Source organism: Aquiflexum sp., assembly GCF_041751335.1.
Taxonomy (GTDB): Bacteria; Bacteroidota; Bacteroidia; order Cytophagales; family Cyclobacteriaceae; genus Aquiflexum.
On record NZ_JBGSXS010000264.1, the window covers coordinates 1 to 9307 of the forward strand.

5 protein-coding genes are annotated in these 9307 nt (G+C 39.2%); 2 read left to right on the forward strand and 3 right to left on the reverse strand.

Annotation, left to right across the window (positions count from 1 at the left end; genetic code table 11):
- Positions 1 to 152: 152 nt before the first annotated feature.
- Positions 153 to 2312 (forward strand): family 10 glycosylhydrolase, encoded by a 2160-nt coding sequence (locus ACEW8U_RS14540; RefSeq protein ID WP_373522775.1) that lies wholly within the window; start codon positions 153 to 155, stop codon positions 2310 to 2312.
- Between the two features lie 45 nt (positions 2313 to 2357).
- Here ACEW8U_RS14540 and ACEW8U_RS14545 read toward each other — a convergent pair whose 3' ends face one another.
- The gene (locus tag ACEW8U_RS14545; RefSeq protein ID WP_373522776.1) at positions 2358 to 4841 is read right to left on the reverse strand and encodes a DPP IV N-terminal domain-containing protein; all 2484 of its coding nucleotides are present in this window, start codon (positions 4839 to 4841) and stop codon (positions 2358 to 2360) included.
- A 455-nt stretch (positions 4842 to 5296) separates the two neighbouring features.
- Between ACEW8U_RS14545 and ACEW8U_RS14550 the strand changes: the two genes are divergently transcribed.
- Positions 5297 to 5806, forward strand: coding sequence for a pyridoxamine 5'-phosphate oxidase family protein (locus ACEW8U_RS14550; RefSeq protein ID WP_373522777.1), 510 nt, complete (start codon positions 5297 to 5299; stop codon positions 5804 to 5806).
- A 171-nt stretch (positions 5807 to 5977) separates the two neighbouring features.
- Here ACEW8U_RS14550 and ACEW8U_RS14555 read toward each other — a convergent pair whose 3' ends face one another.
- Both ACEW8U_RS14555 and ACEW8U_RS14560 read right to left on the reverse strand, forming a co-directional pair.
- A complete protein-coding gene (locus ACEW8U_RS14555; protein WP_373522778.1) occupies positions 5978 to 8353 on the reverse strand; it encodes an OmpA family protein in 2376 nt (791 codons plus the stop codon).
- A 42-nt stretch (positions 8354 to 8395) separates the two neighbouring features.
- A partial coding sequence (locus ACEW8U_RS14560) for a gliding motility-associated C-terminal domain-containing protein (RefSeq protein WP_373522779.1) occupies positions 8396 to 9307 on the reverse strand: 912 nt, incomplete at its 5' end.

Sequence of the window (9307 nt, forward strand, 5' to 3'; positions counted from 1 at the left end):
ACGAGGTGAATTAAAACTAAGCTTAATTCAATCCAGGACTCCTGAGGTCATGTCCTGCTTTATAAGTCCAGAGATATCAGATGAACAGTTTATCCCTGAAACCATCTGGCCCGGTATGCTTTCTTATGATCTGAATTTAAAATAAAACTGAAATGTCCTTATCTAAAGTTTCGATTCCAACCAATAATACATTCCGATATATTTTAGGGATTTGGTTGTTTTTGCTTTCTTCATTGGTTCCATTTTCAGGATGGTCACAAACCCCGGATTGGCCCGACAGTATTCCTTGGTGGAAAGCCAATAATCTCAGAGTGATCCAAACTAATCTTCCTGCTTATGAAGCGGCTACACTTGATCCGGATTCGCTCGTAGCCGATTTGATCCATTTTTCTGCGAATACTCTTATCATCAATGCAGGGGGAATCATGGCTTTTTATCCGACCAAATTGGAATACCATTATACTAACCCCTATATGAAAGAAAACATGTTGGGTGATGTGATCAGAAAATGTCATGAGAATGGGATCAGGGTTATTGTCAGGTTTGACTTTAGTAGGGCCCATAAAAGTGTTTTTCAAAAACATCCCGACTGGTTTTACATCTCTCCACAAGGCGAGCATATTACCAATGAGGATCTATATACCATTTCCATCAATGCCCCTTATGAACAGGAACAACTTTTTAATATTGTGGAAGAGGTCATTGACCTATATCCCATTGACGGGGTTTTTATCAATATGCCAGGGTATCAGACCAGAAATCCCTACATCGGAAAGTACTATGGTATAGACCAAAACCCTTACGACAAAAAACGCTTTGCCGAATATAGCGGAGGTCTGTCCTTGCCTCTTGAGGAAGATAGAAATGATCCGGTATTTCGGAAATACGAGGAGTTCAAAAAGTTTACTGCAGATGATCTCATTAGAAGGTTGAATGACTTGGTGAAATCCAAGAACGAACAAATTGCCATCTGCACCTATTCTGAAGATCATGTTGACATTATCCGGCATGAATCCCAGACCAACACTTTGCCCTATTGGCCATACAATGCTTCCGACAATGTCAGCAATACCAAACATTCCTATCCCGATCATATAGTCAGTAATGCCAGTATTCAGCAAATCTCATTTCAATCCAGGTACAATGCCGTAGAACCAGCTGAAGTCGCTATCAGGCTTTATGAAAATATTGCCAATGGTTCAGGACTTGACCTCAGTTTGATGGGGGATTTCAGGGATTATGAAGATGAAAGGAATTTCGATGTGTTCCAGAGAATATATGCACATCACAAGAAGATTGAACCTTATTTTGGTAATTATACCTCAGCTGCCCAAATAGCAGTCATTGCTCCTGGTTCATGGCCTTCCGGTGATGCGGCACATGAATATAGGGGTATCCAATTGATGCTCAAAGAAGCCCATATCCAATATGATATCATCGAAAACAGTCAGATCGGCAATCTGGAAGAATCTTTGAATAAATACAGGTTGATCATTCTACCTGAGATTGTCAATCTTGACAGTGCCTCATTGGAGGCGTTAGCAAGAATAGTCAATAACGGCACAAACATCATCGCCACAAACCGATCACTTTCCGATCATCCGGAAGTTTTATGGGAAATGTTTGGGGCCAAAATAAAAGAACTGAACCATGATGGTGCGGGATTCTACCTGCAAACTGTAAACAAAGATTTGTTTACACGATTTGAAAAGCAACAGCTTTTGTTCTGGAAGTTCAATCTGGGTCTTTATGACTTTGAAGGATCGGATGAATCCCAATTGCCGATTTTCACCCCCGGAATACCAGGACCACCCGAAATCATCGGAGGACATGAAGCAACTAGTTTTTATGCAGTTGGCATAAAAAACCATAACCAAAGCAACGCAGTGCTTATGCCCATCAATTTAGGCAAACTGTATTATTTGCATGGATACGAACAACACAAAAATATCTTGTTGGATTTGATTGATCATGTTTTTCCGGAAGTGGATCAACTAGTTCGGACAAATGCCCATCCCAGGTTAGAGGTGATTTTGCAGCAATATGCTCAGAATAAACCTGAGAATTTTGGTAAAGATGTAAATGATGGAGTGATCCTGCATTTGGTCAACCTCACTGGATTCAGTGGCAATACCTATTTTAATCCTTTGCCTGTGTTTGATACAGAATTCAATATCCTCACAGAATTCAAACCCAAGCGTATTTGGAGTATGGTCAGTGAAAAGGATATACCCTTTACTTTTGATGAGGGGAGAGTATTGTTTAAAGTTGATAAGTTGGGTGAATTTGATGGGATTGTGATGGAGAGGTGAGGCTATTCATGCCATGACCCAAAGTCATGGCATGAATACACACCTTTATTTCACCAAAGCCTTCTCCCTCTGTACCTCCATCATATCCACATGGGGAGGGGTAATGTCGCCTAACAAGTGCTGCACATAATAATCTCCCATTCTCCAGAAGAAGTACTCTGTCATATCGCCAAATCCATGACGCTGACCGGGCAGGATGATAAAATCAAAACGCTTGTTGGCTTTGATTAAAGCATTGGCCATCCGGACGGTGTTGGCAGGATGGACATTGTTGTCCACATCTCCTGTGACCAACAACAACCTACCTTTTAGGTTTTTGGCTAATTCAGGATTTCTTTCGATTTGGTAAACAAAGGTTGTATCACCTTTTGGGGTAATGGTTTCTTTTACTCCGTGGTGTTTTTCCGACCACCATCTGTTATAGATATTGTTCTCGTGGTTTCCTGCACTTGATACGGCTACCTTGAAAAAATCCGGATACACCAACATGGCTGCCGTGGACATAAATCCACCTCCGGAATGACCATGAATACCCACCCTGGACTTGTCTATATAGGAATGCCTGTCCGCCAATTGCTCAATAGCGGCTTTCTTATCAGCCAAACCATAATCCCTTAGATTTCCATATCCATAGTTATGGTACCATTTTGACCTGCCTGGATGACCGCCTCTATTGCCTACAGTTACCACTACAAAACCAAATTGAGCCAGCCTATCAATTCGGTCCATACTTCTCCCAAAGGATTTGTTTACCGCTTCTGTCTGTGGACCGGGATATACATATTGGAGGATGGGATAAATTTTTGTTGAATCAAAATCAAAAGGTTTGTACATCACACCAAACAAGTCAGTGTAACCGTCATCTGCTTTGACTTTAAAAGGTTCTGGAAACTGGTAACCTGCTGCAAACAAAGAGGATAAATCCGCGGTTTCCAACTCCATCACTTTTCTTCCCATGGCATCAAAGAGAGTGGAGGAGGGGACCGCATTTACCCTTGAGAAGTTGTTGATAAAATAGGTCGTATTGTCATTGATAGATATGCTGTGGTTGAAGTTTCCTGGGTTCAAAAGTGTGATTGGACCTCCGTTCAGGCTTACTTTGTATAAATGCTCATAATAGGGGTCTTCACCTTTTTCTTTTCCATTTGCGGTAAAATAAAGCATTCTTGCCTTTTCATTTACTTTCGAGATGGATTCCGAGTGGAAAGGTCCTGTGGTCAATTGACGTTTTAAATTGCCCTTGGTATCATACAGGTAAAAATGTCCCCATCCGTCACGCTCGGACCAATGAATGATCTCAGCTCCATTATTGATGATTTCAGGCTTGATGATGTCGATATAGGTATTGCTTCTTTCTTCAATCAAAGTTTCCTTTTTGCCTTCCTGAATATTCCATCTACAAATGTCAATTTTCTTCAGATCTCTGGAAGTGAGGGAAAAGTAAAAGAAATTTTCATCGCCCAACCATTTGGTTGGTTTGAATTCATCATCCCTATTTTTGGTCGGAACAGTCGCTGACCACATCCCGAGGGACTGATCTTTGAAAGTTGCAATATCCAATTTGGACATTTTTTCATTTTCAAATGAATAGTGGAATAATTCCGTAACAGACTGTTCTTTCTCGCCGGGCATGGCATACTTGTAGGTTTCCAAAGTCGGTCTTGGGTCACGGGTATTGTGGATGACCCATAGGTCTTTTACTTTCCGTGAATCAGACCTGCTGACGACAAATTGTTTCGAAGATTCTGACCATAAAACACCAGCACGCTTTCGGTCATCTTTCTTTTTTTCTTCTTCCACATTGTCGTCGCCCCGTCCTGAACCACCATAACCATAATCTTTTTCACCATCTTCAGTAAGTTGGTGTTCGACAATGGTACTGTCCTTTTCATCCTTTACTGCTTTGAGAAAGTTTGCCTTATCCATCCAAAATAGGTTTTCATTTTTGACAAAAACCACTTTGGAAGAATCAGGGGAAATATTGGCCCAAGCCAGACGCTTAGCCTCTTCTTCAGGATCTGAAACTTCAATGAGTTGTTGATTGGTAAGATTGTATCTAAAAACAAAGGTCTTTTTCTCAAGAGAATCCTTAGCACTATTATTTTTGGCCTTGATTTCCTCCCAATCTTTCTTCATTACATCCTTAGTGCTTTTCACCTTAAATTGAATGATATTTTCATCTTCCAAAAATTTAAGATTGGAAATATCCAAATGTTGACCATCAAACGGATCTTTGACAACCTTGGTGATTTCAGCTGCCAATTTATTCTTATCAAATAAACTCGTTTTGCTTTTGGTGGCAGGGTTGATGATATACCAGTTTTTTCCCTCAGTGGTTTCATATTCATACCAAAATCGGTCTGATTTTTTCAGCCAATGAGCATCTACCTCTATGGAGAAAATCATCTTTTTCAGTTTCTCCGGTGAAAATCTTGCAGCAAGTTCATAATTTCCTTTTGTCACGGGTTCTTGGGCAAATACTTGTCCCAAAAACATTCCCATAACCACTAACAGGTATATTTTTTTCATAAAATCATAAAGTTTAAGAATTCGAAACTAAAACTAAAGCTTATTAAAAATGGAACCGTCGGTGGAAAAATGATTAGGAATTTAATTTGGTTTAGGAAATGGTCAGGTGAAAATTTAAAATTTTCTGATATAGCGACATTTTTTATAACACATTATAATGCCTTTAATGGTTATACGCTTCTTTTCCATTAACCCAATATTCTACTACAGACAGAAAGGAAGACCGAAGACCGAAGTACCGGATATTTCAGGCTCTTGCCAAGAATTATATCGAATTACCATTTTACTGGCATCATTGCGTACATACATAATACCTTTTTATTCAATTTGAACAAACCATTCTTAGCCAACTATAATAGCATTTTAAAAGTAAATTTTATAAAATATTCAAAATATGGTGCAACTATTTTAAGGAAAAAGTTCTCAATTTTGAGTTAACATTAATTGATAAAAATATGGATAATATAAAAAATCTTAATAGTGAGGATGCAATTGCCAAATTAAGAGAACTGGCTGAATCAATAGATATCTGTATGTTCTGTACCAATTTAAAAACCGATGATGGCGCTTCTTGCAGGCCAATGAGTACTCAAAAAGTTTGTGATCGAGGCAATATTTGGTTTTTCAGCACAGCGGACAGCGATAAAAACATGGAGATAAAATTGAACAATAAAGTTCAACTTTATTATTCACATCCCGGGAAAGACAGTTATATGATTGTGAATGGTGAAGCGGAAATTATTTTAGACAAGAATAAAATTGAAGAACTTTGGTCATCAGAACTCAACGCTTGGTTTGAAGGTGGTAAAGATGATCCTAACATTTCAATTTTGAAAGTCACACCTTCCAACGCCTATTATTGGGATATGGAAGGAAACAAAATGATCAATTTCTTCAAAATAATGGCTTCCGCTGCTACGGGTAAAAATCTGGTAGATGGAAATGAAGGTGCTTTAATCCTTTAAATTTCTGTAGTATTTTGGGAGGCAAACTTTTAAAGTAGCAGAAATTCAAAATATAGAAAGAAAAAAAGTCTCCCAGAAGGAGACTCTTTTTAGTATTCTAACTCTTCAATTAAATTAAAAAATGTCTGATTGTTATTTGATCCATTGATCGGATCAAATAAAAAAATGCTGTTACTTATTGTTCTTGAGTTGTAATTCTGTTCTTCTGTTCAATTGATGCATGGCTTCTGTACAGTCTGCCGTATTGCAATCATGTATAGGTTGGGTTTTGCCAAGCCATTCGTTTTTCAGCCTTTTTGGATCAATGCCTTTGTTGGTCAGGTAATCCATAACTGTTTTAGCCCTGCGTTCTGATAATTTCATGTTATACGCTTCATCACCCCTTTGGTCGGTGTGACCTGTGATATTCAATTGGAGGTTGACAAGTCTCTGAAGCAGAAGGCTTACGCGTTCAAGTTCCTTTTTGTGGACACTTCTAAGATTAGATTTATCGAAGTCAAAGTAGATGGTTGGTACATCATTGATTTCAGCATTTAAAGCTTCAAATAAGTCAGTTGGGTCACAGACATCTCTACCCATAAATTCTTTGGGCAATTCGTAGTTTTTGTTCTTGTCCGAGAAGGCTTCGAGGACCAATTCACTTCTTCTGTTAAGCTGATGTTCCGTTTCAGGACATGGCATTCCGTCACCACAATCATTCACATGTTTTTCCTCACCATACCAATCCAATCTTACCCTTGCTTTGGGGATGTTGTATTTGGAAAGGTATTCACTGACTGCATCTGCCCTTCTTTGACTTAGTGCATCATTATATTCTTTAGATGCCCTTGCATCGGTATGGGACCCGACCAAAAGATCAATAAATTCATATTGTTGCATCAAACTTGCGATTTTATCCAATGTGGGTATAGCATCTTTTCTGATCAGTGATTTGTCCAGATCGTAATAAACAATGTCTACATATACAGCCATGTTATATGGGATAGCTGCAAGTCGATATTCTTTTTCCAAAAAATCTTCTTCCAATCCGATAGTGCTGAGTTCATTATCCTGAATACTGAAATGACCTTTTTTACTGATAGAAAGGTTAAAGTCTTTTTCAGGATCCAGGTCTGCCAATAGTTCGGCTTTCTCATTTCGTGAAGTCGGAATACGGGTATTGCTATTTTTCTCGGTCAAAGTGGATTCGAACTCCTCAGAAATCACATTCCCATCGCAATCAATGATCCGGGCGATCAATCTCTTATGTAGATCTTCAAGTAGGTAGATATCATCCATTCCTATTCCACCTGATCGGTCTGAAGAAATATATCTTTTTCCTTTTGGAGAAATATAAAAGGCAAAATCATCTCGGCTAGAGTTGTAGGGGAGACCCATGTTTTCAGTTTTGTTGACTTTTCCGTCTTGGTATTCAGCCTTGAAAATATCCATGCCTCCCAACCCTGTAAGTCCTTTGGATGAAAAATAAAAACTGTTACCTATTCGTGAGGGGTGGGTTTCATCTTCAACCGTATTGATTTCTGAACCCAAGTTTACAGGTTCTCCAAAATTCATTTGATCATTATATGTGACATAATAAAGATCAAATCCCCCAAATCCACCAGGCTTGTCAGAGGCAAAGTAGATTCTTTTGGCTTCTTCATCCACAAATGGTGTCATAACTCCATATTCAGAAAAATTGTTAATCGGGAATGGTTTACTGTCAATCAGTTCTCCTGAATCTGTGATTTTGGAAAAGTAAATTTCTGGTTGAACCGTAAAATCTCTTTTCTTTTTCACCTTTCTGATATTGCGGAATACTGTATAAAACAGGATGTTTTTGCTTTCCATCAGGCTAGGATCGGCATATTGAAGCGCTCCTGATACATCAGAACTCATTTTGGTGATTTCTCCATCAGCGCTGTATCGATATAAGCCAAAGTAATCCATGTCATTAAAATCACTTTTTTCTTCACTGAAAAGGCTGTTTTTGGCATCGAGTCTTACTGAAGGTTTTTCGGATTGGTACACACCTCCTCTATTAGAAGTAAAATACTTGGTGTCTTCCTGATCCACCGTAACGCTGTAGTCGGATGCGGTGCTGTTTATTTCTTTGAGGGAAACAAGCTTGACGTTTGATTTTTTCTTTTTGAGCTCCCGTATCTTATTGAAATCCAATTCAGGAAAATTAAATTCAGAATAGGGACTTCCTGCCAGAAGTTCCTGGGGATTGAAATCCTCATCCATTCTTAATGCAGACTTTAAGTAGTTTGAATAATCTTCTTTGGTGGATTCTTCATGCCCGACTACGGTTTTCCACCATTTGAAAGCATTATCATAATCCTGAAGATTCTGGTAGGTATTGGCTGCCATAATGGCCGTGGTATACCTTTCCCTTCGTTCATAAGCTTCTGCATACAATGTTGCAGCATGGGAGTAATTCTCAAGTCCGTACTGTTTTTCAGCATACCTTAAGAGTGAGTTTTGGGCTGTTAAAGGCAGGTGGATGAGTCCACCTGCCAAAACCAAAACCAAAACCAAAAAATATTTCTTTGTTGTCTGATTCATAAGGGATATATAATTTAGAGTTAGAGTCATATTCTTTCAGGATTATTTTTTGATTACCTGAATCCATCCTTTGAATTCATGGGGTTTGCCTTGTCTATCGACAGCCTTGAGGACAAAGAAATAGGTCCCCGAAACAAGCCCATCAGCTGCCCATTCATTCTGATAGTTTTTCTTTTCGTAAACATGGTCACCATTTCTGTTGAAGATGACGATTTCATTTTCAACAAACTTGTCAAGTCCCTTGATTTCGAACCTATCGTTGAGTCCGTCACCATCAGGCGTGATCACATTCGGAATAAAGAACGGATTGATTTGATTGCTGTCAGAGGCCTGATTGTCAGCCAAATTGGTATCATCCTCATCTGATGAAACTGTAGCGATATTGGTGACCTGAACCACACGGTCGCTGTTGATTTCATTTGCACGGACTTTGATTCTGATCATCAGAGATGCGTCAGTTGGGAAGAATGGCACTATATAGGTAACAGCAGCACCGCTTACACGAACATCAACTTCCATCTGAGGATCGGACGGCTCAAAGCTTGACCCCAAATATGAGACTGCGTTTGGCAGGTCATCTACGATCACCACATTTCTTGCATCGGTACCACCGATGTTATTGACCATGATTTCGTAGAAGAACTCATCTCCTTCAAAGATTTCCAGGCCATTGGAAGTTTTGGTGATGGAAAGATCCACATCATTGACAAGTAATTTGAAAGTGACGGTTGCCACATCCTCATTGGTTGGATTTGCAGCTTCGCGAAGCTCGTAAGAAAGGACATATTCGCCAGCAGGATTAAGCCCTGGGATTAGGCTTAGTTCGCCGTTTTCATTGATCAGCAATCCGATTATTCCTGCCAATTCGGTAAACTCAAAGTTTACATCTTCGAAATTCACTGGATTGCCATTCAGGATGTCATTGTTCAGTATGTTACCCAATACTCCACCATA

Coding starts and splice junctions, on each gene's coding strand:
- ACEW8U_RS14555 (WP_373522778.1), bottom strand. CDS start 8,353: ATGAATCAGACAACAAAGAAATATTTTTTGGTTTTGGTTTTGGTTTTG.
- ACEW8U_RS14550 (WP_373522777.1), top strand. CDS start 5,297: ATGGATAATATAAAAAATCTTAATAGTGAGGATGCAATTGCCAAATTA.
- ACEW8U_RS14540 (WP_373522775.1), top strand. CDS start 153: ATGTCCTTATCTAAAGTTTCGATTCCAACCAATAATACATTCCGATAT.
- ACEW8U_RS14545 (WP_373522776.1), bottom strand. CDS start 4,841: ATGAAAAAAATATACCTGTTAGTGGTTATGGGAATGTTTTTGGGACAA.